The sequence below is a fragment of the Mycetohabitans sp. B46 genome (assembly GCF_037389205.1).
In the GTDB taxonomy this organism is placed as follows: Bacteria; Pseudomonadota; Gammaproteobacteria; order Burkholderiales; family Burkholderiaceae; genus Mycetohabitans.
Map to the genome: position 1 here is coordinate 33,536 of NZ_JADBGL010000001.1, position 25,643 is coordinate 59,178.

The following is a 25,643-nucleotide window of genomic DNA, read 5'->3' on the forward strand; positions in this document are numbered from 1 at the left end:
TCGACCCATTGTCGAACGCGCGATACGCTATACATACGTAGGCGTCCTCGACGAAACCCGTGCAGGCTTGCCGGGGCGGGTCCATTGCTCCCTATATCGGCATTCGGGTGGTTGTCGGCCGCGTGTGCGCCGCCGCTGCGTTCCAGCACCTTGGGGCCGAGCGCCGCCGCGTACCCAGCGGCACGCCGGCAAGTGACGCGAACTCCGACGGTGCGGCACGGTCTATCGACGATGCAAAAAACACACCACTCATTCCTTATTCTCCATCAATCAGCGCACAGCGCACAGCACTCGGCTTGCGGCCCCTCTCAATTCGACTGCACTTCGGCCAGATTACTGCACGGCCGTATGCTCGCGCTCGCATGGATTGCGCTGACACTCTGGACGCCGATGCCCGCGGTAGGCTCATCGCAGCAATCCGACGCCAGCGCCGGCGCAACGGCGGCCGAGCCTGCGTCGCGGCCGAGATCGCTCGCACAATCAACCCTCGACACGGTCAAATCGATAATCGAAACGGCGCTCACACCTGTCGCGTCGCCCGTCTCCAGTTCATCTACGGCCTCGGGTTCATCGGCTGCCCCGGGTTTATCTGCTGCCCCGGGCTCGTCGGCTGCCTCGGGTTCGTCGGCTACCCCAGACCTATCCGCTGCCCAGGGCTCATCCACTGCCCCAGGTCCATCTGCTGCCCCCGAGCAACCGGCTGCCCCGAGGCAATCGCCTGTCGTTGGCTCATCATCGATGCCGGTTCCAGGGCAAACGCCAGCCTCGTCACCCGTGCGACCACCGGCTCAACCCGCGGCCTCGGCCACCTATGCGCCGCCGACCGCCACCCCCATACTGCCGCGCTATACCAATATGCCCTCCGCGCTCGACTATCGGAAACTGTATGCGCAGACTGTCAACCGCACCTTGCCGATACCCGCCACTGCCCAAGCGCACTATGGGCAACTGCTGCAGAACGCGCTCGTCCAAGCCGGCTTGCCTGACGTGGCAAGCGAATTCGTCGCCGTCGTGGACCGCAATCCGTTCGTACAAGCATTGGTGTTAATGTGGCGTCAGGCGTCGTCAGACCCTTGGCAGGTAATCGGCGCATCGCCTGTTTCCACCGGCATGCCGGGTCGCTATGACCATTTCATTACGCCGCTCGGGGTGTTCCGGCATACTCCGGACAATATGGACTTTCGCGCCGAAGGCACGCTCAACGATAATGGCATTCGCGGCTATGGCGCGCACGACCAGCGAATCTACGACCTGGGATGGGCGCAGGCACAACGCGGCTGGGGTCCTCGCGCAACGAGCCAGATGCGGCTGCAAATGCATTCTACCGATCCTGACCAGCTCGAATCGCTGCTCGGCATGCAACACTCGAAAGGCTGTATCCGAATCCCAGGCACACTCAACACGTTTCTGGATCACTACGGCATACTGGACGCTGACTATGAGACGCGCATCCGGGAAGGCCACCTCCTGCGGGTGCTTAAGCCGGATCGCGAGGCATCGCGCTGGGCCGGGCGCTATATCGTGATTGTCGATGGCGGCGCGACGCAGCGTCCGACGTGGTCGCCGGCGCCGCGCGGCCCTAGGGTCAAGCATGGTGCGCAGATCGACACCGCTGACTGATAAGATCCGCATCCGAAAGAGGCTTAGCATACACGCCGGCGGTCGCACGCTCTCATCGCTGCGATGCCGGCCGGTGGCCGCCCGATAGCGACGGCATGCCCCCGCGAACCTGCGACGACCGCCTTCGAGGGTAGCGTTCGACCGCTTCGCCGAACGCAAACGCCTGCAAGCACCCCGCTTTCTCGCCCGCTACGTGCATGTATCGTGGCACGGACCTGGTCGTTACCGTCATGCCGATACGCATAATCTGCGCGCTGGCGGGGTGGGCGGCGATCCGCTTGGTGCAACCCGCACCGCCTGACACGATCACGATGACCGTAGGCACTGCCGGCAGTACGTTCTGGTTGGCCAACCTGGTGGACCGGCTACTGGTCATCGTGGTGCCATTGGTGATGGTATGGGTGCCGGGCCTGCGCCTGCTGCTCACGCTGTATGGATGGCACGTGCGATCGCGCATCTTCTACCGGCGGTACGGCGACGCCCCGATGCGCATTGAGGGTACGTGCCACCCTCTGTCAGCCAGCGCGAGTCATCCACCGGTGCTGTGGCTGTCGGGCCAACCGTCATGCGCAGCTTACTCGCATGCGGCGCAAGTGGCGTGCTGCTGACCGCCACCGCGCGGCTGTATCAAGTCCCACCGGCCAACCGCGGCACAACGTTGTCCGCCTATTCCGTGCCTTTCGATTGGTCGCTGGGCCTCACCGGGCCCCTGGTTGGACTAATTGCCGGCGACTTCGGGTATGAATCGGTCTATCTGTTTGCCGCCGTCGCCGCATGCGCCGCCATTGTGCTGAGTATTGTACGGGCACGTGGACAAAATGGACCAGCGCACTTCGCCAGCCTAAGCGAGCAGCTTCGCTGCAGCGCCGTCTCCATCGCGCCAATAGAAAACAAAATCGAAACAATATAGGAAGAATCTTTCCAATTAAAGCAAATATCGAAATTAAAATTAAAAAAGTGGAGCATAACAAGGTAATTTCACCCCGAAATGCACGACGGTAGTACCGTTCAATCCCTAGCAATTCTGCGGCACAAGATCGCCGATATAATCTGAAATAAACTGTAATATTATAGGCACAAGCTATTTCCCGGCGATGGCCAACCTCCGGCCGCATCACGGATAAAGTGGCCAAGCCAAGCGAGCCGATGAAGCTATTCATCTTTAGCCACCTGTCAATGACTGCGTATGCAGAGGGTGATAGTTATTCATTGAATGCAACAACGGAACAGAATTGCTTGCACCTGTTGACACTTTCGAAATAACTTACACAAAATGTCGGGGCTGCATTCGCCCGGTGTACAGGAGGCCGGGTGCATGAAAGTGACACGATACTGGGGACGATAACGCGATATCAAAGCACATTACGCGCTGCGGGTGCGTCCACTCGTTGATGCAATCCGCTGACGAATTGTCGATTTTTGTCGCGCCCCGTTTGCTTGGGCTCCGCAATCCTCTATAAACTGTCTGAGATCCCGAATGGATTTCCCCAACGGAACATCGAAGGCCGGGCAACTTTAATATGGGAAAAACAATCGGCTGTCAAACATAATCTTCTCGACCACGAGCTCAGAATGAATCAGATCCAGGCCATGCGCGTGTTTACCCGGGTCGCGGAAACACAGAGTTTTCGGCGCGCGGCACAGCAACTGAATGTCTCCAATGCCTTGGTCACGCGCTCTATCGCGACATTGGAAGCCCACCTGAACACGCGGCTCATCAATCGCACGACACGCAACGTGTCGTTGACGGAGGCAGGATACGTTTACCTACAGGGTTGTCGTCGACTGCTCGAGGAACTTGACTTCATCGAAGCAACCGTGGTCAACGGCGACGACGAGCCCCGCGGCACGTTGCGCGTCGCCGCTTCGACATCGCTTGGCGACGAATTAATCGGACTGGTTGAAGGGTTCCGCCAGCGTCATGGGCGGATCCGCTTACATGTCACGCTGGGTGACCAGGCCGCGGACGCCCTCGGCGACAGCTACGACGTCGGGCTAGTGCAAGCCTCGGTGGCACCGAGCAATGGACTCTCCAGCCAGATCCTAAGCTCGTGCGCGTCGGTGATCGTCGCCTCGCCGAATTACCTGCTCGAGCACGTCGCGCCGCAAGCGCCGAATGACCTGCCCGCGCTGTCGTTGCTGGCACAATCGCACAGTGACCGCAGCCGGCTCTGGCGCCTGCGCGATGCGTACGGCGCAGAGTACCAGTTGGCGATGCCCGAGCCGGTCTACGTGGTGAACAGCGCGCAGATGCTACGCGCCGCGGCTGTCGGCGGCATGGGCATCGCGCTGCTGCCGCAGCGCGTGGTCGAGCGTGACGTGGCCAGCGGCAGGCTGGTCCAGCTATTGCCCGACTGCGAAATCCTGGAAAACAAGACCACGCTGTCCGTGGTCTACCCGGAGCGGCAATATATGGCGGCCAAGACACGCGCATTCGTCGAGTTCGTCTGCGCACGCTACGGCCACCAAACCGACGACAGGGGCTATGACGCCGAGCAAGACACCCCTGCATTGCAGCAGTGCAACACGGGTCGCGGCACGCCAGAACGTCAGCATCCGGCCAACGCGATGGTCACACGCGACAACGCAAGCGGCTCGACTAGCAGCACGAAGAGTCCGCACGCTACGGCGCAGCCGGCATCGCGCCCCGCGGCGCCATGGCCTTTTTCGCCGGGGGAGTGGCGCGTCAGTTAGCCGGCCACGCCTGCGGCCTGGCACGGGCCGCATCCGGCGCGCTACGTCGCCGCATCAATCCGTGACACCATGCGATCGGTCTTCCTCGGCGTCACCGTGATAGCCGCAGTACTGGGCCAGCGCATCGGCTTCGCTGCATCCCGACGGGAAAATGCGACGCAGCGAGAATGTCGTGCGGCGTGCAGCGACCGTCGCCCAGCACGGCATCGATTACATCACGCCCAGGATGAACGCTCGTTGACAATCCGCACTAGTGACTCAAAAAACGTACCGTTTCTGTCCAGCCCGCTCGTTGCCATCCGCGGCCGCCGTTGAAAAACGGTACACGCCTTTCTCGCAGAACCTGCCAGCCCCTCCACCGGCCCATTGTGGCTTTCGCACAAAACGGCACGCTCATGCGTGACGGAACCAGCGGCTATCGGGCCGCGCTCAACGAAGGGCTCGTGGATGCCCGGCGGTTCGCCGCCCGCCGGTGCTGTGCGACACGGCGGCACAATATGAGTTGATGGCCGCGCGACGCATCACTTGTGCACGATCGCCGGCGAGTCGCGATCGACGGCGTCCAGCAGCAGGGTTTCCCCGGATACAGTAAGATGATGCTTCATGGCCTGCGTGCACCTACCCCGCGCGCTCCGGACTGCGGTTCCCTACCACGAAGCCTGTCCATGCCCTTGCCGCTCATCGCCCTCGCCATTGCCGCCTTCGGCATCGGTACCACCGAGTTCGTGATCATGGGCCTGCTGCCGAACGTGGCGCGCGACCTGCGCGTATCGATTCCGACCGCCGGCATGCTGGTGTCTGGCTACACGCTGGGCGGCACGATCGGTGCGCCGATCGTAGCGATGCTCAAGGCAAACTTATCCCGCAAGCGCGCGCTGATGAGCCTGGTCGGCGTGTTCATCGTCGGCAACCTATTATGCGCGGTCGCGCCGGGCTATGCGGTGTTGATGTGGGCCCGCGTCGTCACGGTGTTCTGCCACGGCGCATTTTTCGTCCTGAGCGCCTGAACAACCCGCGCCGCCTACTGCGGTCACCCGCGGGCGCGGCGCCACGATAATGGGCCTGCCACCCTTGGTACGCCGGCCCCATAATACGACAAATGAAAGTTATTTTTACACGCGACTTCTTTGCGTTGATTGTCAGCGTTGCCGTCGTCGGACTAGGCATCGGCGCCACGCTGCCGCTGACCGCCTTGGCGTTGATGCAGGCCGGCTATGGCTCGCACGTAGTCGGCATGCTGACCGCCGCACAGGCGGGCGGCGGTATCGCGATCGTGCCATTCGCAGCACGCATCACGTCGCGTATCGGCGCCCGGCGTGCCATCATCGGCACGGTGTGGATAACGTCAATCGCGACGCTTGCGATGCAATTGACGACTAACCTCGTTGCCTGGACGCTCCTGAGGGCGACCGCTGGCGCCGCGTTGATGCTGCTGTTCACGATCACCGAGGCCTGGGTGAACCAGCTCGCCGACGATCGATCGCGTGGGCGCATCGTCGCACTGTACGCGACCAACTTTACGCTGTTCCAGATGGCTGGCCCGCTGCTGGTCACCATGATCGCCGACTATCCGGGATGGCGCTTTGCATTGTGCGGTGCGATCTTCCTGCTGGCGCTGCCAGGCCTGTGGGTGATGCGCATCCCCCGCGACATCGGCCCGGCCGACGATGAGCCCCATAGCGCCTGGCAAACGGTATTACCACGCATGCCGGCACTGGTGGTCGGTGCAGGCTTTTTTGCGCTGTTCGATACACTCGCCTTGTCGCTGCTGCCGTTGTTCGCGGTCCACCATGGCGTCGCAACGGAACTGGCCGTCGTGTTCGGCTCCGCGATCCTGCTCGGCGATACGGCGTGCGCGTTTGCCCTTGGATGGCTGGCCGATCGCGTCGGCCGGGCTCGCGTGCACTTGGGCGCCGCGCTGGTCGTGGCGCTGCTGCTACCGACATTGCCGGTGATCGCCGCGCAGCCGTGGCTGCGCTGGCCTGTGCTGATCGTGCTCGGCGCGGCCGCGGGCGGGATCTACACCTTGTCGCTGGCGGCGATCGGCGAACGTTTTCGTGGCCCGGCGCTAGTCACCGCCAGCTCGTTAATCGGCGCATCGTGGAGCGTGGCGAGCTGCTTCGGGCCGATGATTGCCGGCACGCTGATGCGCACAAGCAGCCCTGACGCGCTGATCGGCGTGCTGTTCGCCGGCGTCGTCATGTTTATCTGCGCGCATCTGTGGGAGCAGCGCACTGCGCGGACCGCGACGCAAGGCTAAAAACGAGCCGGTAAACCGCCCGATTCACCAGCCCGAATAGACAGCCACCGGTAGCAGCGCCCTCCGAGCACCCGGCTCGCCGACGTGCAACCGGTGGCATGCCGCCCGGCGCGGCCACGTCAGTCAAGCTTCAACGCCGACAGCACCGTGCCGCTGCAACGGCCAAAACCGATCCGGTACCCGTTGCCCTGGCACCACCGTCGCCCTGGCACCCTCCAGTCAGGACCCGTTCACCGCCCTCACGTAGCGCGCGTTGATCGCATGCGTGCCATCGGGCGTTTGCACCGTCAACGTCACATGTGCACCATTCTGCGCGAGGACGGCCACCTTGTTCGACCAGCGCAGATCGAGATTAGGCAGATGTTGCGCCCACTCGGCCAAATAGTCTTCGACGTCGTACTGCTGCAAATTGATGAACGCTGACCGCGTGTAGCCTGTTTCCGGCAGCAGATTGAATGTATAGATCAAATTGTCGTGCAGAAATACCTTGCCGACGTTCCAGCTCACGCCCTTGTCGAGCATGCGCTGGCCGCATGCCCAACCGCGCAAAATCTTCAGGATGCGCTTAACAAAGCAAATCGCGCGCGATCCGCTCTATAGCGCGTTGTTGTGGTGGGACACCACCGGCACGCCTTGCTGGACCAGGTCGATCGCGCAGGCTAGGCCGACGGAACCCGCGCCGACTACGACGACCGGATACTCAGCGAGCGTGGCCACCATCTGATCCGGCGAATGCTGATAGCGAAAAGTCACTGTGCCGCACATCGGCCGCTAAACGTCGGCTGGTGTGGACGGTATCCATTTTGCTGAATGGCTTTTGCTGAATAGCATTAATGCTGTGTCCCGTAGCCTAATATTTCAAATATTGAAATTAATTACGTTTGTCAACTAGCATTTTTTGTCGATGCGACAGCCGCGGCGACTGCTACTATTTCGATAATGATTCCGCCGACTCTTTCTGCACTCGCCGCCGCCGCGGCACGCCATCCTTACTTCGCCGAGCGCGTGCTGCTGCACGCCGGCGCAACGGCGCGCGGCCGACATAATGGCCTGGAGTTGACCAGCCAGTACCAGCCGATCTTCGACATGGGCTCGCGGGGCTTTCCGCAATCGTTGGCCGCCGATGCGCACGCGGCAGACCGCTTTGGCGACGACATCGGCTACCAGGCGATGACACAGGCCGCGCTAGCAGGCGTGGAGTCGGTGCCGGTGCGCGATCCGTTTGACTCGGCCGTCGACGATCCAGACCTGGTGGCGCTAGATCGGCTATCGCGGCTTGTGCACGCGATCAACTTCTTCGGCGCGCAGCGCAGCGGCCTGCTGTTCCTGAACGTGCACGAACGGTTATTGAAGAGCGTCAAGTACGACCACGGGCGCCATTTCTCGACCGTGCTCGTGTCGCTCGGCTTGAATCCGGCGCGTGTGGTCATCGAGCTGCCGGAGGCGGCCGTCGCGCATCGCTCGTTTCTTGGCTACTTGACCAAGAGCTATCAAAGCTATGGCTTCAAGGTCGCGGGCAACCTGCCCAATGCCGGCCAAATCCTGTCAGTGTCAGATATGGCACGGCTGGACTTCATCAAAATGAACTCGGGCTCGGCGTTGCGCGATGCAGTGGTCAAGCCACTGGTGAGCTACGCGAGCCGGCTGAAGATCCCGCTGATCTTCACGCACGTCATGGACGACGCGCAGTTCGAGTTACTGCAGCAATACGATGTGCGTTACGTACAAGGTCCGGTGTTTGACTCGGTTGGCTCGCTCTAGCGGACCGCGCGGGCGCCGTCTATCCGATGTCGCGCAGCCGGGACCTCGCCTCCTTCAGTGACAGGCACAGCCGATTTGTATACGCGTGACGACTGGATAGCCGGTCACGTCGGCGATAATCTGCCTGCATCAGTTCGAATGCTTCCGTATTGCGCCGCCCACGGTAGGCACGGCGTCTCGGGATGGGGCGCCCGGGCGTGCCGCGCGATAATCGCACCGTCACGCGTGGCCAGCAGCGCCTTCGCGCTCGGTGTGTTGCGATCCGCATTGCGGATTGTGCGTGTCGATTTCACAACCAACGTGCTGTCAGTCTTGCGCGACACCGCGGCGCTGGCGCAGACTGCACGCTGCGCACCACGCGCGGTGCGGCCATGGCCGTGCCGCGCGCCGTGGACGCGTCTGCTCCATCCCAACTTAGAACGCCAAGGTATTTCGCGATGATCCTGTCTTCCACCGAGTCATCCCTGACGCTCCCCTCCCGTGCCACCCCCCATCGCTCGCTCGATGTCGGCGTCATCGGCAATTGCGCGTTCAGCGCGCTGATCGACAGGATGGGCTGCGTCGTCTGGAGCTGCTTGCCGCGCTTTGATGGCGATCCGGTCTTCAACGCACTAATCGACACCTCGGACCATGCCGGTCTGTGGAGCATCGAACTCGAGAACTATGTGCGTGGCGAGCAGTTCTACGAGCCGAACACCGCGGTGCTGCGCACGCGCCTGTACGACAAGAACGGACAGGGTATCGAGATCACCGATTTCGCGCCGCGCTTCTACTCGCGCGGACGTTACTTCCGCCCCACGACGATGGTGCGCCGCGTGAAGCCGCTGCAAGGCGCGGTGCGCATCACTGTACGGCTACGCCCACGCTTTGACTGGGGCCGGCTGCCACCGGCGATCACGCACGGCAGCCACCACATCCGCTATGTCGGCCCCGCGCAAACGCTGCGGCTCACGACCGACGCGCCATTGTCCTACATCGTCGCGGAACAGCAGTTTCTGCTCGATCGCGAGGTCAACTTCATCCTCGGACCGGATGAGACGCTTGCCACGGGCATCGAGAACACCGCGCGCGATTTCGAGCAGGACACGATCCAGTACTGGCGCACATGGACCGGCCGGCTCGCGATACCGCTGGAGTGGCAGGACGCGGTGATTCGCGCGGCGATCACGCTGAAGCTGTCGCTGTTCGAGGATACCGGCGCGATCATCGCCGCAATGACCACCAGCATCCCGGAGGCACCGAACAGCAGCCGCAACTGGGACTACCGCTATTGCTGGCTGCGCGATGCATTTTTCGTCGTGCGCGCGCTGAACAGTCTGTCCGAGGTCGGCACGATGGAGGACTATCTGCGCTGGCTGCGCAACATCGTGCTGCGCTCCAAGGGCGGACATATCAAACCGCTGTACGGCATCGGCCTGGAAGCGTCGCTGCCGGAGTCGATCATCGAGCATCTGGGTGGATACCGGGACCACGCGCCGGTGCGCGTGGGCAACCAGGCGCACGAGCACTTCCAGCACGATGTGTACGGCAACATCATCCTGGGTGCGACACAGGCTTTCCATGACCGGCGCCTAATACGCCCGGCTGGCCTGTTTGAGTTCGAGCATCTGGAGGCCGTCGGCGAGAATGCCTACCGAATCTATACGAAGCCGGATGCCGGCATGTGGGAGCTGCGCTCACGCGCGCGCATCCATACGTCGTCAGTGCTGATGAACTGGGCCGCTTGCGACCGGCTCGCCAAGATCGCCCATACGCTCGGGCTGCCCGAGCGCGAGATGCTGTGGCGCGGGCGCGCCGACGCGATCCGCGAATACCTGCTGAATAACGCGTGGAATGAGGCGCGCGGCGCGTTCGCTGAAAGTGTCGGCGGCCAGGATCTGGACGCGAGCGTGCTGCTGATGGCCGAAGTCAACATGATCGATCCGAAGGATCCACGCTTTGTCTCCACTGTCGAGGCGCTCGAGCGCTCGCTGTGCGACGGGCCTTACATGCGGCGCTACGAAGCACCGGATGACTTCGGCAAACCGGAAACCGCGTTCAACATCTGCACGTTCTGGCGCATCGACGCGCTGGCCAGGATCGGCCGTCGTGAAGAAGCGCGTGCGATCTTCGAAGCGATGCTAGCGGCGCGCAACCATCTCGGATTGCTATCGGAAGACACGCATCCGGTCACCGGCGAGATGTGGGGCAACTTTCCGCAGACCTACTCGATGGTCGGCATCATCAACTGCGCGATGCGGCTTTCCGCGCCGTGGGATTCGGTCATCTGAGCGACGCGCTGACCGCATTGGCGGCGTCCATCGTTCAGGAAACAAATCCTCGGAGTTTGCCAGCCAAACCGCCGATTTCATCGGCGGTGGCGCCCCCTTGCGCCATTGCCACCATCATTGGCAGTGGCACGCCCTGACCGTTACACGCGCTCGCCAATGCCGCAGCGCACTGAGCAGAGCGCAGGCGAGTCCGACATCTCGCAGCATTTCGCACTGGGTAAGGGCATCCCCGCCGCATGATGGTAGCAGGCACACGCACCATATCGGCACGCGCACCATATCGGGAAACCGTACTGCTTGCGTTCCAGCACGTGGCGGACTCGCTGCGCGCATTGGACCATGACGCGAGCGGGCTGCGTGCACAACGCGATGGATCTTGGTAGCACGCAGCGCTGGCGTCGGCATACTCAGCTCTTCAATCGGTACCCGGTCTTGAAGATCCACGCGACAATCGCCACGAACAACGTCAGGCATGCGATCGTCACGCCCACGCATACGCCAATGTTCACCTCGGCCTCGCCCTGGAAACTCCAGCGAAATCCGCTGACCAGGTACACGACCGGATTGCACAATGCCACCGTGCGCCAGAACGGCGGCAGCATGTCGATCGAATAGAAGCTGCCGCCAAGAAACGTCAGCGGCGTGATGATCAGCAGCGGCACGACCTGTAGCTTCTCAAAGTTGTCGGCCCACACGCCGATGATGAAGCCAAACAGCGCAAATGTGAACGCGGTCAGCAGCAGAAACAACAGCATGAAGCCTGGATGGTTGACCTGGACCGGCACAAATAGATGGGCCGTCGCGAAAATGATCAATCCCAGCATGATCGACTTGGTCGCGGCCGCGCCGACATAGCCGATCACAATCTCGACATACGACACCGGCGCGGACAACAGCTCGTAGATCGTCCCAGTGAAACGCGGAAAGTAGATGCCGAACGAGGCGTTCGAGATACTTTGCGTGAGCAGCGACAGCATAATCAGTCCGGGCACGATGAATGCCCCGTAGCTCACGCCGTTGACATGCTGGATGCGCGAGCCGATGGCCGCACCGAACACGATGAAATACAGTGACGTCGAAATTACCGGTGACACGATGCTCTGCATCAGCGTGCGCCAAGTGCGTGCCATTTCGAAGCGGTAGATCGCACGAATCGCATAGACATTCATCACAGTGCCTCCTGTCGTTGTGGTTCGCGGCGCGCCTCCATGAGGCTGACAAAGATGTCCTCCAGCGAACTTTGTGTCGTCTGCAAGTCCTTGAACGCGATATTCGCGTCATCCAGTGCGCGCAGCAACTCGATGATACCCGCGCGCTCAGCGTGCTCGTCATAGGTGTAGATCAACTCGTTGCCACCACGCGCCAACTCGAGCCGATATGGAGCAAGTTGTTGTGGCACGTGTTGCAGCGGCGTATGCAGTTGCAGCGTGAGTTGCTTCTTGCCGAGCTTGCGCATCAACTCAGCCTTGTGGTCAACGAGGATGATCTCACCGTTGCGAATCACGCCGATGCGATCAGCCATCTCCTCCGCTTCATCGATATAGTGCGTGGTTAGGATGATCGTCACACCGCTGTCGCGCAACGAGCGCACGAGTCGCCACATGTCGCGCCGCAACTCGACGTCCACGCCTGCGGTGGGCTCATCTAGGAACAATATACGTGGCTCGTGCGACAGCGCCTTGGCGATCATCACGCGCCGCTTCATGCCGCCGGACAACGTGCGGATCTTGTTGTCTTTCTTATCCCAGAGCGAGAGCGCCTTGAGCACTTTCTCGAGATGCGCAGGATCGGCCGGCTTGCCGAACAAGCCGCGGCTGAACGAGACCGTGCCCCAGACCGATTCAAACGTGTCGGTGGTCAACTCCTGTGGCACCAACCCGATGGTCGCGCGCGCGGCGCGATAATGGGTGATGATGTCATGGCCGTCCACCGTCACGCGGCCCGCGCTCGGATTGACGATGCCGCAGATGATGCTGATCAGTGTGGTCTTGCCCGCGCCGTTCGGCCCAAGCAGTGCGAAAATCTCGCCACGCCGGATCTCGAGGTTGATGTCGTGCAGCGCCCGGAATCCGGACGCATACGTCTTCGAAAGATGGGATACGGAAAGAATCGTCTGCATGCCTGGGACAATAACAGAAGCCATCGTTTCGTTCAGCATCGACGTCCCCCGAAAACATGCTGGCCACGGCCCCGCTACGAGGCGAGGGAGAACGCCACGCGTGCGCTGTTAGGGTGGCATATCGGCGCGCTGTTATGTTATACCACTGCATTAAATGTTATGTTATATCATCTATTCTCGTGCGATGACGCCAGCACGCCCGCGCCCGGCCGCCGTCGGAGCGGGCCCTTCGTCAATTCCGGTCCGCCGCGTCGCGGGCCTATCCGGAGCCGTTTGATGAAACGCTTTGTTGCGACCGTTGCCGCATCGATCGCCCTCTGCCTGCCGCTACTGGCCGCCGCCCCCGCCTGCGCTGCCGCAGCCCAGACGATCCAAGTCGTCGCGGCCGAGAACTTCTATGGCGAACTGGTCCAGGCGCTGGGCGGCCCGCATGTATCGGTCACTAGCATCCTGAGCAACCCCGACCAGGATCCGCACCTGTTCGAAGCCAGCCCAAAGACCGCGCGCGCGCTCGACTCGGCGCAACTGGTCGTCTACAACGGCGCGAATTACGATCCATGGCTGCCCAAGCTGCTCGCCGGCTCGCGTGCAAGCCGCCAGCCGCGCACCGAGATCGTCGCCGCCGAGTTGGTCGGCAAGAAGCCAGGCGACAATCCGCACCTGTGGTACTTGCCCGCGACCATGCCGGCAGTGGCGCGCGCGGTCAGTGCATTCCTCGTGCAAGCAGACCCGGCGCACAAGGCCGACTATGCCGTCCGGCTGACGCAATTTATCGAGTCGCTGAAGCCAATCGATGAGAAAATCGCAGCATTGAAACAACGGTATCAAGGCACGCCGGTGACCGCGACGGAACCCGTGTTCGGCTACATGGCTGAGGCCATCGGCTTGACGATGCGCAACGAACGTTTCCAGCTTGCGGCAATGAACGAGACGGAGCCCCGCGCGACCGATATCGCCGCCTTCGAGCGCGACCTGAGGGCGCGGCAGGTGAAGGTACTGATCTACAACAGCCAGGCCAGTGACACGTCAACCCAACGGCTGCTGCAGATTGCGCAGCAATCGCATGTGCCGACGGTGCACGTCACCGAAACGAAGCCGAACGGCAAGACGTACCGGCAATGGATGCTGGAGCAACTCGACGCCTTGGAAAAGGCATTGCAATGACAGGTTCAATGACTGACCCAGCGATCGAGCTGGATCGTGTCACGCTCGAATTGGGCCCGCGCCGCCTGCTCGACGATGTCAGCTTCACGGTGAGCAACGGCGAGTTCATCGGCGTACTGGGTCCCAACGGTGCCGGCAAAACCACGCTCATGCGTGCCCTGCTCGGCCTGGTGCCCCCCGCCCGCGGCACGCTGCGCGTGTTCGGGCAGTCCGTCACGCGCGGCAATGCCGCAATCGGCTACATGCCACAGGTGCGCAGCACCCCGGCGGCGCGGCGCCTGTCCGGCCGGGACTTCGTAGCATGCGCGGTTGACGGGCACCGCTGGGGGATCGCGCTGGCCCGAGGCCGCACGCGCCGGGCGGTGGACGACGCGCTAGCGATCGTCGGCGCGTCGACGCTAGCTGATCGGCCGCTCGCCGAACTGTCCGGCGGCGAACGCCAACGCCTGCTGCTCGCGCAATGCCTGCTCGGCCAGCCTCGATTACTGTTGCTGGACGAGCCGCTGATCAGCTTGGACCCGAACCACCAAGCCGGCGTCATCGAGTTGGTGCGGCGGGTACAGCGCCAATTGGGCATCACCGTGCTATTCAGCGCCCATGAGCTTAATCCGCTGCTCAACGCGATCGACCGCGTGCTCTACCTGGGCAGCGGTCGCGCCGCGCTCGGCACCGTCGACGAGGTCATCACGCCACCGGTGCTGTCACGGTTGTATGGCGCGCCAATCGACGTCATGCGTCTTGCCGGACGGATCTTCGTGATGTCTAGCGGCGTGGAAATCGAGAAGCGCGAACACGCACACGAAGATGACCACGGCCCTGATCACCTGTCAATGGCACGCCAGTCCGATCACGCCCTCGCGCGCCGCGGAACACACGATGTTTGAATACGATTTCATGATCAACGCGTTCGCGGCGTCCGGTATCGTCGCGATCGTCGCCGGCATCGTCGGCTTCTTCCTGGTGATGCGCCAGCAGACCTTTGCGGGACATGCGCTATCGCATGTCGGCTTCACCGGCGCCACCGGCGCCGCGCTGCTCGGCGTCTCACCACTGTGGGGCATGATCGGCTTCACAGTCGCGGCTGGCATGGCGATGGGCGCGCTCGGCGAACGCCTGTCTGGACGCGACGTCGCCATCGGCATCACGCTGTCGTTGTCGCTCGGCGCCGGCTTGCTGTTCCTGCATTTCTTCACCGCCTATGCGACGCAGGTCACCACGCTGCTGTTCGGCAACGTGCTGGGCGTGAGCACCAGCGTGCTGGCAACGCTCGCCTGGCTGGCGCTGCTGGCCCTTGCCGCGTTAGCGGCAATCGCCCGGCCGCTGATCTTCTCGAGCCTGCAGCCCGAGCTAGCTGAGGCCAAAGGCGTGTCGCTGCGCGCCGTATCGGTGCTGTTCCTAGCGATTGTCGCCATCGCGGTCGCACAATGCACGCAAATCGTCGGCGTGCTGCTCGTGTTCACGCTGATGGTTGGGCCGGCCGCTGCCGCGCAGAACCTCACGACGCGGATCAGCGCCGGCGTCGCGTGCGCGGCCCTGCTCGCGCTCGCGCAGGCATGGAGCGGCATCACGCTGGCGTTCTACACCGACTGGCCGTCAAGCTTCTGGATCACCACGCTGTCCGCCCTCGCGTACGGCGCCAGCCTGCTGGTACGGTGGCGGCGCCCGCTGTAGCGCCTTGCCATCGACATCCCGCCCTGCTTGCGATCATCAGCCTCCGACTCGCGGTTCATCAGCACCGACTCACATCACTTGCGCCCAGCCAACGATCAACACACCGGCGGCCATCGGTCTGTTAAACGATCAAATTGCCCACGCAGCGACGTGCTGCGCGACGTGCCGTTCCCGCTCGCGGCGCCGGTCGCATCAATCCGATACCGGCGCGCTTGGGTGATGGGTCCGTTCATCCCGCACTTGGGCAGCGTCAATGCGGACAACCTGCTGTTCATCGTCGGCCGCTACGCATTCTAAGCGCGGCGGCATCATGGCCGCCGGGCTGTGTTCAGTCGGTCAACGCCGCATGGGCGTCGGGCGCGGGCGACTTGACGCGCAGCAGTGTGGAGCCGAGCACACTGGCCAACAACGCAAAGAGTGCACCGATGCCAAACGCGGCGTGATACCCGGCGTTGAGCGCAGCCTGTGCCACGGTGCCGGACGCGGCCAGCGCGTCGGTGCGTGCCGCTGCGACGCTGGCCAGCACAGCTAGTCCCAGCGCGCCCCCCATCATAAACGCCGTATTGATCACGCCGGACGCGAGCCCCGATTCGGATGGATCCACCTCGCTCATCGCGGCCAACAGCAATGGATTGAACGCAATGCCCGCGCCCACGCCCAACAGCACCATGCCGGGCAGCACGTCCAGCAGGAAGCCGCCATCTAGCGGCGCGCGCGCAAACAGCGCTAATCCGAGCGCCAAAGCCAGCAAGCCGACGCCGAGCGGACGGCGGACTCCGAAGCGCATGATCAGCCGAGCTGACAACCCCAGCGAGAAAAACGCCATAATTAGGTTCCCCGGCAGGAACGCGAGCCCCACCTGGAGCGAGTTGTAGCCGAGCACGCGCTGCATGTACAGCGCGCAGAGGAAGAACCAGGTGAACATGGCTGCGGCCCACAACACGGCGACCAAGTTCGCGACTGCGACGTTGCGCAGGCGGAACAACCCGAGCGGCATCAGCGGCGCGCGCACCCGCGCCTCGATGACAATGAAGCCGATGAGCAGCGCAACGGCCAATGCGATCAATCCAAGCGTCGTGGGCGAGGACCAACCAGCCTGGTTGCCATTCACGATCGCGTAGACGGCCAACATCAGCGACGCGGTCACCGTGATCGCGCCACCGATGTCCATGCGTGCCAGCGGCGCGTCAGTGCGGCACGATGGCAGCCATGCCGCGCACAGCCCATAGACCGCGATGCCGATCGGCAGATTGACCAGAAAAATCCAGTGCCAGCTCAACACGCTTGTTAGGAAGCCGCCAAACAGCACGCCAATGCTGCCACCGCCAGCGCATACAAAACCGTACACCCCCATCGCGCGAGCGCGCTCGTCCCTTTCGGTGAACAGGTTCATGATCAGCGACAGCGACACCGCGGACACCACCGCCCCACCCAGGCCTTGCACCGCTCGAGCGGCGACCAGCGCGTACTGCGTCGTCGACAGCCCACACGCGAGCGACGCGAGTGTGAAACATACGATGCCAACCAGAAATACGCGACGGTGACCGTACAGGTCGCCGAGCCGTCCGCCCAGCAGCAGGAAACCGCCAAAGGTCAGCATGTAGGCGTTGACGACCCACACCAGTGTGGTTTCCGTGAAGCTGAGATCAGCACGGATCGACGGCAGGGCAACGTTGACGATCGTCGTGTCGAGCACGATCATCAACACGCCGAGACAGAGTACCGCCAACGCGAGCCAGCGCTTGCGGTGGTCCAGGCCGGCGCTCATCTATGACATCTCCTTCGAAACAAATGCGCGCCACCGCGCGCGGCCATGACCGCACGCAGTCGCATCGCAAAAGTAGGATAAAGAAAGCTTAGACTGGCGCGACTATGGGACACCAACGCACGTCACCGTGCATCGATGCGGGCGAATTGCGCCATCGCTAATACAGTACCACGCGCACCCGCATCGAGCGTCTCAGTACGGTTCGGCATGGCCAGGATACAACTGAATAACTGAATGCGACCGGACGTACCCCAACGAAACCGGTACGGCCTAGCGTAATGGTACCTCTCGTTACGATCGGGCGGTTTGGTGCGAATCGCCGCACCGGACCGCGCATCGCACTTAGCCAGCGCCCACCGACGCCGCCCCTGGCGCGCTCACCGCACCCAGCGCCGCCGGCGCGTCAGCCGGCCGCGGGGTATCGCCGGTGTGCTGCAGCCAGCCACCACCGAGGTATTGATACAAGTCGACGAGATTCGTCAGCCGGTTCAACCGCGCCGAAATCAGCGACTGCTGCGCACCGTAGAGATCGGTTTGTGCAGTCAGCACATTCAGATAGCTGTCAACGCCATTGCGATAACGCAACTCGGACAGCTCGAGCCGCCGTTGCTGTGAGGCAACATAGCGGTCCATCGACTGGATCTGCTGATCATACGTGCCGCGCGCGGCTAGGCCATCGGCCACCTCGCGAAATGCAGTTTGGATCGCTTTTTCGTACTGCGCGATCGCAATTTTCTTGCCGACGTCGGCCAATTGCAGATTCGCGACGTTCAACCCGCCCTCGAAAATCGGCAAGTCGATCTTCGGCGTGAAGCCCCAGGCAGCCGATCCCGGCTTGAACAACCCGTCCAGCGTCGGCGATAGCGTACCGAAGTTGCCGGTCAACGAGATATTCGGGAAAAACGCGGCACGCGCGGCACCGATATTCGCGTTGGCCGCCAGCAACCTCTGCTCAGCCTCCATCACATCCGGACGGCGCATGAGCAGATCGGACGGCAGGCCGGCCGGGATATCGGCAAGCAGGCTCTGCGCGTTCAGCGGCAAGCCGGCCGGCAGGTCCTTCGGCAGCGGCTGGCCAACCAGCAGCACGAGGGCATTCTCGGCCTGTGCGCGTACGCGCTGCTGCGCCTGCAGGTTGGCACGCGCCTGCTCGACGATCCCATGCGACTGGCGCAAGTCAAGCTCGGAGCCCATACCGGTGTCGAACTGCAGCTTCGCCAGATGATACGACGCGCTCGCGGTATCGAGCGTGCGCTGCGTGAGCGCAAGTTGCTCGTCCGCGGCCAACACCGCCAGGTATTGGTCGGCAACCTGCGACACCAGCAGGATCTCGGCGGCCTTGCGCGCCTGGGCAGTCGCCAGATACTGCGCGAGCGCCTGATCCTTCAGGCTGCGCACGCGGCCCCAGAAGTCGATCTCCCATGACGCCGACAAGCCAACCGAGTACTGGTTGCTGATCGTGCGGTCGAGGAACGACAAATTCCTCGGCGTACGCGTCTTGGTCTCGCGGCCCACCGCGTCCAGTGTCGGAAACAGATCCGCACGGGTCACGCGATATTGCGCGGCGGCCTGCTGCACCTTCAAGGCCGCGACGGCGAGATCCCGGTTGTTGTGCAGCGACAACTCGATCAGTCGCTGCAAGCGCGGATCGTTGAAGAACTCGCGCCAGCCGATATCCGCAGCGGCCACGCCGTTGGCGCCCTGCTGGCCGGGCGCCACACGCGGCTGCGTCGCATAAACGCCGCTCTGCGGAAACGTCGACGCAACAGGCGGCGTTGGGCGCTCGTACTTCGGCTGGAATGTGCACGCCGATACCAGCGCGGCAATGGCCCCCCAGATCGAAAGCTTGCTCATCGGTTTCATATCAATGCCCTTGCTGGTTCAAGCCGTTACCTTCGATGCGTGACGGCGTCGGCTCACCCGCCGGCTTGTTGTCCGAGCCAAAACGATCACGGATCACGACATAGAACATTGGGATCATGAAAATCGCCAGGAACGTTGCAGTCAGCATCCCGCCGATCACGCCCGTGCCGATCGCGTGCTGGCTGCCCGAACCCGCGCCGTTGCTCACCGCGAGTGGGAACACGCCAAGGATGAACGCTAGCGAGGTCATCAGGATCGGACGCAACCGCAGACGCGCCGCTTCCATCGCCGCGGCCATCGCGCTCATGCCCTCCTTCTGCTGCAGCTCGCGGGCGAATTCGACAATCAAGATCGCGTTCTTCGCCGACAAGCCCACCGTGGTCAACAGGCCCACCTGGAAGAACACGTCGTTTTCCAGCCCGCGCAACGTCACCGCCAACAGGGCGCCGATCACCCCGAGCGGCACAACCAGGATCACGGCGAACGGGATCGACCAGCTTTCATACAGCGCCGCCAGGCACAGGAACACGACGAGGATCGAGATCCCGTACAGGATTGGCGCCTGCGACCCCGACTGGCGCTCCTGGAACGACAAGCCGGTCCATTCGAAGCCGATGCCGGCGGGCAGCTTCGCGGCAAGCGCCTCCATCGCCGCCATCGCCTGGCCGGTGGACTTGCCCGGTGCGGCCTGACCCTGGATCTCGACTGCCGAGATGCCGTTGTAGCGCTCCAGCTTCGGCGAGCCAAAGGTCCAGTTACCGGTGGCGATTGACGTGAACGGCACCATCGTGCCCGACGCGCTGCGCACGTACCAGTTCGTCAAGTCCTCCGGATTCATCCGGAACGGCGCGTCCGACTGCAGATACACTTTCTTGATCCGGCCATCGGTATCGAGGAAATTATTGACGTACTGCGATGCCCACGCGATCGAGAACGTCTGGTCGATCGACGACGCAGATACGCCAAGCGCCTGTGCCTTTTCACGATCAATATTGATCTTGAACTGCGGCGTATCGTTTAACCCGTTCGGCCGTACCAGCGCGAGCGTCGGATCCTTCGCGGCCATACCAAGCAACTGGTTGCGCGCCTCCATCAGTTTCTCGTGGCCAAGCCCGCCCCGATCCTGCAGTTCAAAATCAAAGCCCGATGCGGTGCCCAGCTCCGGAATCGACGGCGGATTGACCGGAATCACCATCGCATCCTTATACGACGCGAAGTGGCCGAACATGCGCTGCACCAGCGCCTGTACTTTCTGATTCGGCGCGTGGCGCTGCGAGTAATCCTTCATGCGAACGAAGACCAGCCCGGCGTTCTGCCCGCGGCCCGCGAAGCTGAAGCCGTTGACGGTGAACACCGACTCGACGACATCTTTCTCATCTTGCAGCAGGTAGTGCTGCACATCCTGCAGCACCTTGGCGGTACGCTCCTGCGTGGAGCCGGTCGGCGCTTGCACCAGCACGAACATCGTACCCTGGTCCTCATCAGGCAGGAACGATGTCGGCAGCCGCATGAACAGCAATCCCACCGCGGCAATCACGGCTAAGTAAATAATCAGCCAACGCCCGGAGCGCCGGATAACGTGCTGCACACCGTCGTGGTACTTGTCGCGGCTGCGGTTGAACGTGCGGTTGAACCAGCCGAAAAAGCCGGTCTTCTGCTCGTGATGGCCGGCCGGAATCGGCTTGAGGATCGTCGCGCACAGCGCCGGCGTCAGGATCAACGCCACCAGCACCGACAGCACCATCGCAGAGACGATGGTCAGCGAGAACTGCCGGTAGATCGCGCCCACCGAGCCACCGGACAGTGCCACCGGAACGAACACAGCCGACAGCACGAGCGCCACGCCAATTAGCGCGCCGGTGATCTGCCCCATTGCCTTGCGCGTCGCCTCGCGTGGCGACAGGCCCTCCTCGGCCATCACCCGCTCGACGTTTTCCACCACCACGATCGCATCGTCCACCAGCAATCCAATCGCCAGCACCAGACCGAACATCGACAGCACGTTGATCGAGAAGCCCGCCGCGTTCATGATCGCGAACGTGCCGAGCAGCACCACCGGCACCGCGATCGTCGGGATCACAGTCGCGCGCAGGTTCTGCAGGAACAGGTACATGACCAGGAACACCAGCACGATACCCTCGAACAGCGTCTTGACCACTTCTTCGATCGACAGCTTGACGAATGGAGTCGTGTCATACGGGTACTCAACGACCAGCCCCTGCGGGAAATACTTCGACAGCTCATCGATCTTCTGGCGCACCGCCTTGGCCGTGGCCAGTGCGTTCGCGCCAGTGGCCAGCTGGATGCCGAAGCCCGCCGTAGGCTGACCGTTGTACTTGGTATCGAAGTTGTAGTTCTCCCCCCCAAGCTCCACGCGCGCGACATCCTTCAACCGCACGCGTGAACCGTCTGGGTTCACTTTTAATAAAATGTTGCCGAATTGCTCCGGCGTATTCAGCAGCGTGGCCTCCGTAATGGTTGCCTGCAACATCTGCCCGGGCTTCGCAGGCGTGCCGCCAAGCTGGCCACCGGCGACCTGCACGTTTTGCGTCAGCAACGCCTGCTGTACGTCGATCGGTGTCAAGCTGTAATTCGTCAACTTGGTCGGATCGAGCCAGATGCGCATCGCATATTGCGAGCCAAACAGCGTGACTGTGCCAACGCCATCAATCCGGCTGAGCGGATCTTGCACTTTCGAGGCAACATAGTTTGCGAGGTCGTACTTCGACATGCTGCCGTCTTTCGACACGAACGCCATGACCAGCAGGAAACTGCTGCTCGATTTCGTCACCTTTGTGCCGAGTTGCTGCACCACTTGTGGCAGCAATGGCGTAGCCAGCTGCAGCTTATTTTGCACCTGGACCTGTGCAATGTCCGGATCCGTGCCTGGCGCAAACGTGAGCGTAATCGTCGCGCTACCGGAGTCGTCGCTGGTGGATGACAGATACAGCAAGTGATCCAGCCCGCTCATCTGCTGCTCGATGACCTGCGTGACGGTATTCTCAACCGTTTTCGCGGATGCGCCCGGATAGTTCGCGCTGACCTGAATCGCCGGCGGCGCAATCGTTGGATACTGCGCAACTGGCAACTGGAAGATCGACACGACCCCCGCCAGCATCAGGATGATCGCGATTACCCAAGCAAAGATCGGGCGATCAATGAAGAATTTGGCCATGAAGCGATGCTCCTCGGATTATTGCGCGGCGCTTGCGCCGGGCGACGGGCTCGCCGTCATTTCGGGCGGCAGCTGCGCGGGCACCGGCTTGACAGTTGCACCCGGGCGCACCTTCTCGGTGCCCTGCACGATGACGCGCTCACCCGGGTTCAGGCCGCTCTCGACAATCCAGTTCGCGCCATAGGTTCGGCTAGTCACCAACTGGCGCAGCGTGACCTGATTGTCCGGGCCGACCACCAGCGCAGTCGGCATGCCTTTCTGGTCGCGCGTAATACCGATCTGCGGCACGACAATCGCCCGCTCGTTCACTCCCTCGACGAGGCGCGCGCGCACAAACATACCGGGCAGCAGCACGCGATCCGGGTTTGGAAACAATGCCCGCAGGGTGACCGAACCGGTGGACTGGTCGACCGTCACGTCAGCAAACTGCAGCTTGCCCTCGATCGGATAAAACGTGCCGTCCTCGAGCATCAGCTGTACTTTCGCGCTGTTCGAGCCCTGAGTACGCAAGCGCCCCTCCTGGATCTCGCGCCGCAATCGCAAACCATCAGCGCTCGATTGGGTCAGATCGACATACATCGGATCGAGTTGCTGCACGGTAGTCATCAGCGTGGCCTGGTTCGCCTGCACGTATGCGCCCGGCGTGACGACGGACAGACCGATGCGGCCATTGATCGGTGATGCCACATCGGTATAGCCCAGATTGATGGTCGCCGTGCGCACCGACGCCTTGCCGGCCGCGACATCCGCCTCGGCCTGCCGTTCGGCGGCCACCGCATTGTCGTAGTCCTGCTTGCTGATCGCGTTCGAGGCAACCAGCACTTTGAAGCGCTCCGCCTGAGCACGGGTCGAGGCGAGATTGGCTTGCGCCTTGGCGAGCGACGCCTTCGCGCTGGCGAGTGCGGCCTCGTACGGCGCCGGGTCGATCTTGTACAGCCGCTGGCCGGCCTTGATCTCGCTACCCTCGGTGAATTCGCGGCGCTGCACGATGCCGTCCACGCGCGCGCGCACCTGCGCAACGAGGTACGCGCTGGTGCGCCCGGGTAAATCGGTCATCACCGGCACCGGCTTGGGCTCCACCGTCACCACGCCGACTTCGGGTACTTGCGCCGGTGGCGCGGCCGGCTTCTTGCCACAGCCGGCAAGCACGAAAGCTGCGGCGGCGGCCGCCGCCGCGGTAGCGGGGAAAAAACGGACTCGAACCCAATCGACGCGCATGGAATGCACCTCTGTATCTGACTGTGGCTAAGAATTGGCATGACCCCGCGCCTGGAACTGCCCGGGTCGCGTCTGCCGACGCCTGATCGCCGGCCGTGCGCAGTACTGCGGCGCCCGGAGCCGAAACGCGCCGCCTAAGTTGCATGCGACGGGGAGCACACGGCGAGCTTGACTTCGCTTCACGCGCGCGATCAGCAACCCTACCCGGCGCGTCGTGCAATCTCTGAGGAAACCGCCGGTTGGCCTGACGATCAACGGATGCTATTGTATATACATTCATTGCTGAATGTATATTACCGTAAAATTTCGACAGCCATCGATTGCACACTGGCCCCTGTCATGGGCGATCCACCCGGGCCGCCTGTGCCGGCCCTGTGATTCGTCCAAGAGGGCTTGCAGCAACGAGACCATGAGAAGGACCAAAGAAGAAGCGCTTGAGACGCGCAACCACATTCTTGACACAGCCGAAAGAGTATTTTTTGAACGGGGTGTGGCGCGCACGTCACTCGCGCATGTCGCCGTGGCCGCCGGCTTGACGCGCGGCGCGATCTACTGGCACTTCAAAAACAAGGCTGACCTGTTCACCGCGATGGTCGACCGGGTCACGCTGCCAATGGAAACGCTGGTCGAGGCCACCATCGACTCGCGCGAACAGGATCCGCTTGGCAGACTACGCGACGTATTTGTGTTCTGCCTGCGCGATGCCGCACAAAATCCCCGCAGTCGGCGGGTTTTCGAGATCCTATTTACGAAATGCGAATACACCGAGGATATGGGCCCCGTGCTGGAGCGTCACCGCAACGCGACCCGCGATGGCCGCGCACGGCTGGAGATCGGGCTGCGCAATGCGATGGCCAAGGGCCAATTGTCCGCCGAGTTGGATCCGCAGCGCGGCGCCCAGTTGCTGCATGCATTCTTCGGCGGCATCCTGCGCGATTGGTTGCTTGACCATACGTCGATCGCGCTGGCACAAGAAGCGGAGCGCATCGCAGACAGCGGTTTCGCGATGCTGCGCAGCCCGGCGACGCTCACCGCGCGCCGCTGATGCCCTCCTAACGCCCTTTAACGGCGCTCCCTCGACACCGAGACGCCACTCGGGCGTAGCAGGCGTCGCGTACGGTGGCCATCACGATGTCTGCTCGATCTGGTCGTCCCGATCTAAGTAAAACGCAATGTAGCCAGGGAGACAAGTGCGTCGAACGGTTCTTCGTAGCTCCACGCCGCGTTCTCAACAATGCCGTTCTCGGTTCTCAGATGAAAATAGCTCGCGTCGCCCTTGTACGGGCAATGGGTGCGATGCGCCGAGCGCATCAGCCGCGCCATGTTCACGTCCGCGCGCGGCAGGTATTGGACCGGCGCCAGGCCGGTCTCGTGAAGCGTCAGCGCGTACAGCGTGTCCGCATAGGTGACACCTTGCTGGATAACGCGAACGCGGTGCGGATTACTGACGATGGTGATCGGATGTTCGTCTGACGGTGCAGACATCCGAACGAACCTCCGTTAAAAAGCCACGGCAACACAGTCACAGCCATGGCACCTATTATTGGCAAAATGGCGCTGCCGCACCTCGTGCGGCGCGCCGGCGAAGCGCGCCGCGCTTACGGCTGCGACCAGCGGAACGCAAGCGTCGCGTGGCGCCTCAGCTCAATTGACTTGGTCTGCGCCGCGTCCTTGTACTGCGCGCGTACCGTGTAGCGTCCGGGCGCGAGCTTGATCAGCATGTACGGGCCCTGCGAGATCGTATCGAGCACGCTCTGGCCGCTCGCCCGCGTGATGGTCACCTGCACGTCGGCCAGGTATTCGTTACGCGAGCCGGTGAACCGCAACGCGAGCGGCCAATGCGGCGCCTCGCGGCGCAACGCCTGTGACTCGTCCAACCCGACGCCGCCCGATATATAGCTGACCTCACCCTGCGTGCTGACCGGCGGCAAGCCGTTGTTGTCCTGTGCCCCGGCCCGCGTGGCAAAGCTGGTGACGCCGAGCAAGCCGGCCGCCAGCATGGCAAGCCCCATTCGATGACGGTTTTTCATCGTGTCACTCCCTTCCTAGGCTGGTTCAAG

General features: G+C 62.6%; 21 protein-coding genes and 3 pseudogenes. 13 read left to right on the top strand and 11 right to left on the bottom strand.

Annotated features, from left to right (window positions below; translation table 11 throughout):
* Positions 1–308 precede the first annotated feature (308 nt).
* Positions 309–665, bottom strand: coding sequence for a hypothetical protein (locus IHE30_RS00180; RefSeq protein ID WP_337687877.1), 357 nt, complete (start codon positions 663–665; stop codon positions 309–311).
* A 73-nt stretch (positions 666–738) separates the two neighbouring features.
* On the opposite strand from IHE30_RS00180, the gene IHE30_RS00185 reads away from it, so the two are divergent.
* The 6 genes and pseudogenes from IHE30_RS00185 to IHE30_RS00210 all read left to right on the top strand — a co-directional run bounded on the left by IHE30_RS00185 (position 739) and on the right by IHE30_RS00210 (position 6,574).
* Positions 739–1,620, top strand: coding sequence for a L,D-transpeptidase (locus IHE30_RS00185; protein ID WP_337687878.1), 882 nt, complete (start codon positions 739–741; stop codon positions 1,618–1,620).
* 197 nt (positions 1,621–1,817) lie between these two features.
* The gene (locus IHE30_RS00190) at positions 1,818–2,228 is read left to right on the top strand and encodes a hypothetical protein (RefSeq protein ID WP_337688409.1); all 411 of its coding nucleotides are present in this window, start codon (positions 1,818–1,820) and stop codon (positions 2,226–2,228) included.
* 23 nt (positions 2,229–2,251) lie between these two features.
* A pseudogene (locus IHE30_RS00195) lies at positions 2,252–2,422 on the top strand (MFS transporter); the annotation flags it as partial.
* A gap of 770 nt (positions 2,423–3,192) precedes the next feature.
* Positions 3,193–4,314, top strand: a complete 1,122-nt coding sequence (locus tag IHE30_RS00200) for a LysR family transcriptional regulator (RefSeq protein ID WP_337687879.1) — start codon at positions 3,193–3,195, stop codon at positions 4,312–4,314.
* A gap of 665 nt (positions 4,315–4,979) precedes the next feature.
* A pseudogene (locus IHE30_RS00205) lies at positions 4,980–5,306 on the top strand (MFS transporter); the annotation flags it as partial.
* Positions 5,307–5,413: 107 nt separating this feature from the next.
* Complete coding sequence (locus IHE30_RS00210; protein ID WP_337687881.1) at positions 5,414–6,574, top strand: MFS transporter; 1,161 nt, start codon at positions 5,414–5,416, stop codon at positions 6,572–6,574.
* 219 nt (positions 6,575–6,793) lie between these two features.
* Here IHE30_RS00210 and IHE30_RS15015 read toward each other — a convergent pair whose 3' ends face one another.
* Complete coding sequence (locus IHE30_RS15015; RefSeq protein ID WP_443193558.1) at positions 6,794–7,096, bottom strand: hypothetical protein; 303 nt, start codon at positions 7,094–7,096, stop codon at positions 6,794–6,796.
* Positions 7,097–7,168: 72 nt separating this feature from the next.
* Positions 7,169–7,327 (bottom strand): hypothetical protein, encoded by a 159-nt coding sequence (locus IHE30_RS15020; protein ID WP_443193559.1) that lies wholly within the window; start codon positions 7,325–7,327, stop codon positions 7,169–7,171.
* 186 nt (positions 7,328–7,513) lie between these two features.
* Here IHE30_RS15020 and IHE30_RS00220 point away from each other — a divergent pair, with 186 nt between their 5' ends.
* The gene (locus IHE30_RS00220; protein WP_337687883.1) at positions 7,514–8,335 is read left to right on the top strand and encodes an EAL domain-containing protein; all 822 of its coding nucleotides are present in this window, start codon (positions 7,514–7,516) and stop codon (positions 8,333–8,335) included.
* 437 nt (positions 8,336–8,772) lie between these two features.
* Entirely contained in the window at positions 8,773–10,605 is a 1,833-nt protein-coding gene (locus tag IHE30_RS00225) for a glycoside hydrolase family 15 protein (RefSeq protein ID WP_337687887.1), read from the top strand.
* A 407-nt stretch (positions 10,606–11,012) separates the two neighbouring features.
* On the opposite strand, the gene IHE30_RS00230 is transcribed toward IHE30_RS00225, so the two are convergent.
* Both IHE30_RS00230 and IHE30_RS00235 read right to left on the bottom strand, forming a co-directional pair.
* The gene (locus IHE30_RS00230; RefSeq protein ID WP_337687889.1) at positions 11,013–11,774 is read right to left on the bottom strand and encodes an ABC transporter permease; all 762 of its coding nucleotides are present in this window, start codon (positions 11,772–11,774) and stop codon (positions 11,013–11,015) included.
* Entirely contained in the window at positions 11,774–12,724 is a 951-nt protein-coding gene (locus IHE30_RS00235; protein WP_337687891.1) for an ABC transporter ATP-binding protein, read from the bottom strand. The genes IHE30_RS00230 and IHE30_RS00235 overlap by 1 nt, the downstream gene beginning before the upstream one ends.
* A gap of 276 nt (positions 12,725–13,000) precedes the next feature.
* Between IHE30_RS00235 and IHE30_RS00240 the strand changes: the two genes are divergently transcribed.
* The 4 genes from IHE30_RS00240 (at position 13,001) to IHE30_RS00255 (ending at position 15,856) form a co-directional block, all read left to right on the top strand.
* Positions 13,001–13,888, top strand: a complete 888-nt coding sequence (locus IHE30_RS00240; RefSeq protein WP_337687893.1) for a metal ABC transporter solute-binding protein — start codon at positions 13,001–13,003, stop codon at positions 13,886–13,888.
* Positions 13,885–14,772 (top strand): metal ABC transporter ATP-binding protein, encoded by an 888-nt coding sequence (locus tag IHE30_RS00245; protein WP_337687895.1) that lies wholly within the window; start codon positions 13,885–13,887, stop codon positions 14,770–14,772. Before IHE30_RS00240 ends, IHE30_RS00245 begins: the two co-directional genes overlap by 4 nt.
* Complete coding sequence (locus tag IHE30_RS00250) at positions 14,765–15,559, top strand: metal ABC transporter permease (protein ID WP_337687897.1); 795 nt, start codon at positions 14,765–14,767, stop codon at positions 15,557–15,559. The genes IHE30_RS00245 and IHE30_RS00250 overlap by 8 nt, the downstream gene beginning before the upstream one ends.
* A gap of 150 nt (positions 15,560–15,709) precedes the next feature.
* Positions 15,710–15,856 (top strand): hypothetical protein, encoded by a 147-nt coding sequence (locus IHE30_RS00255; protein WP_337687898.1) that lies wholly within the window; start codon positions 15,710–15,712, stop codon positions 15,854–15,856.
* Between the two features lie 31 nt (positions 15,857–15,887).
* On the opposite strand, the gene IHE30_RS00260 is transcribed toward IHE30_RS00255, so the two are convergent.
* The 4 genes from IHE30_RS00260 to IHE30_RS00275 form a co-directional block, all read right to left on the bottom strand.
* Complete coding sequence (locus tag IHE30_RS00260; protein WP_337687899.1) at positions 15,888–17,327, bottom strand: DHA2 family efflux MFS transporter permease subunit; 1,440 nt, start codon at positions 17,325–17,327, stop codon at positions 15,888–15,890.
* A gap of 342 nt (positions 17,328–17,669) precedes the next feature.
* Complete coding sequence (locus IHE30_RS00265; RefSeq protein ID WP_337688346.1) at positions 17,670–19,181, bottom strand: efflux transporter outer membrane subunit; 1,512 nt, start codon at positions 19,179–19,181, stop codon at positions 17,670–17,672.
* Positions 19,182–19,191: 10 nt separating this feature from the next.
* On the bottom strand, positions 19,192–22,365 hold the full coding sequence (locus IHE30_RS00270; RefSeq protein ID WP_337687901.1) for an efflux RND transporter permease subunit: 3,174 nt from the start codon (positions 22,363–22,365) through the stop codon (positions 19,192–19,194).
* Between the two features lie 18 nt (positions 22,366–22,383).
* Positions 22,384–23,583, bottom strand: coding sequence for an efflux RND transporter periplasmic adaptor subunit (locus IHE30_RS00275; protein ID WP_337687903.1), 1,200 nt, complete (start codon positions 23,581–23,583; stop codon positions 22,384–22,386).
* A gap of 409 nt (positions 23,584–23,992) precedes the next feature.
* Between IHE30_RS00275 and IHE30_RS00280 the strand changes: the two genes are divergently transcribed.
* Positions 23,993–24,628, top strand: a complete 636-nt coding sequence (locus IHE30_RS00280) for a TetR family transcriptional regulator (protein WP_337687905.1) — start codon at positions 23,993–23,995, stop codon at positions 24,626–24,628.
* Positions 24,629–24,709: 81 nt separating this feature from the next.
* Here the strand turns inward: IHE30_RS00280 and IHE30_RS00285 are convergent.
* Positions 24,710–25,068: pseudogene (locus IHE30_RS00285) on the bottom strand (DUF427 domain-containing protein).
* 113 nt (positions 25,069–25,181) lie between these two features.
* Positions 25,182–25,613 carry a carboxypeptidase-like regulatory domain-containing protein gene (locus tag IHE30_RS00290; RefSeq protein ID WP_337687907.1) on the bottom strand — a complete coding sequence of 144 codons (432 nt, stop codon included), beginning with the start codon at positions 25,611–25,613 and terminating at the stop codon, positions 25,182–25,184.
* Positions 25,614–25,643 lie beyond the last annotated feature (30 nt).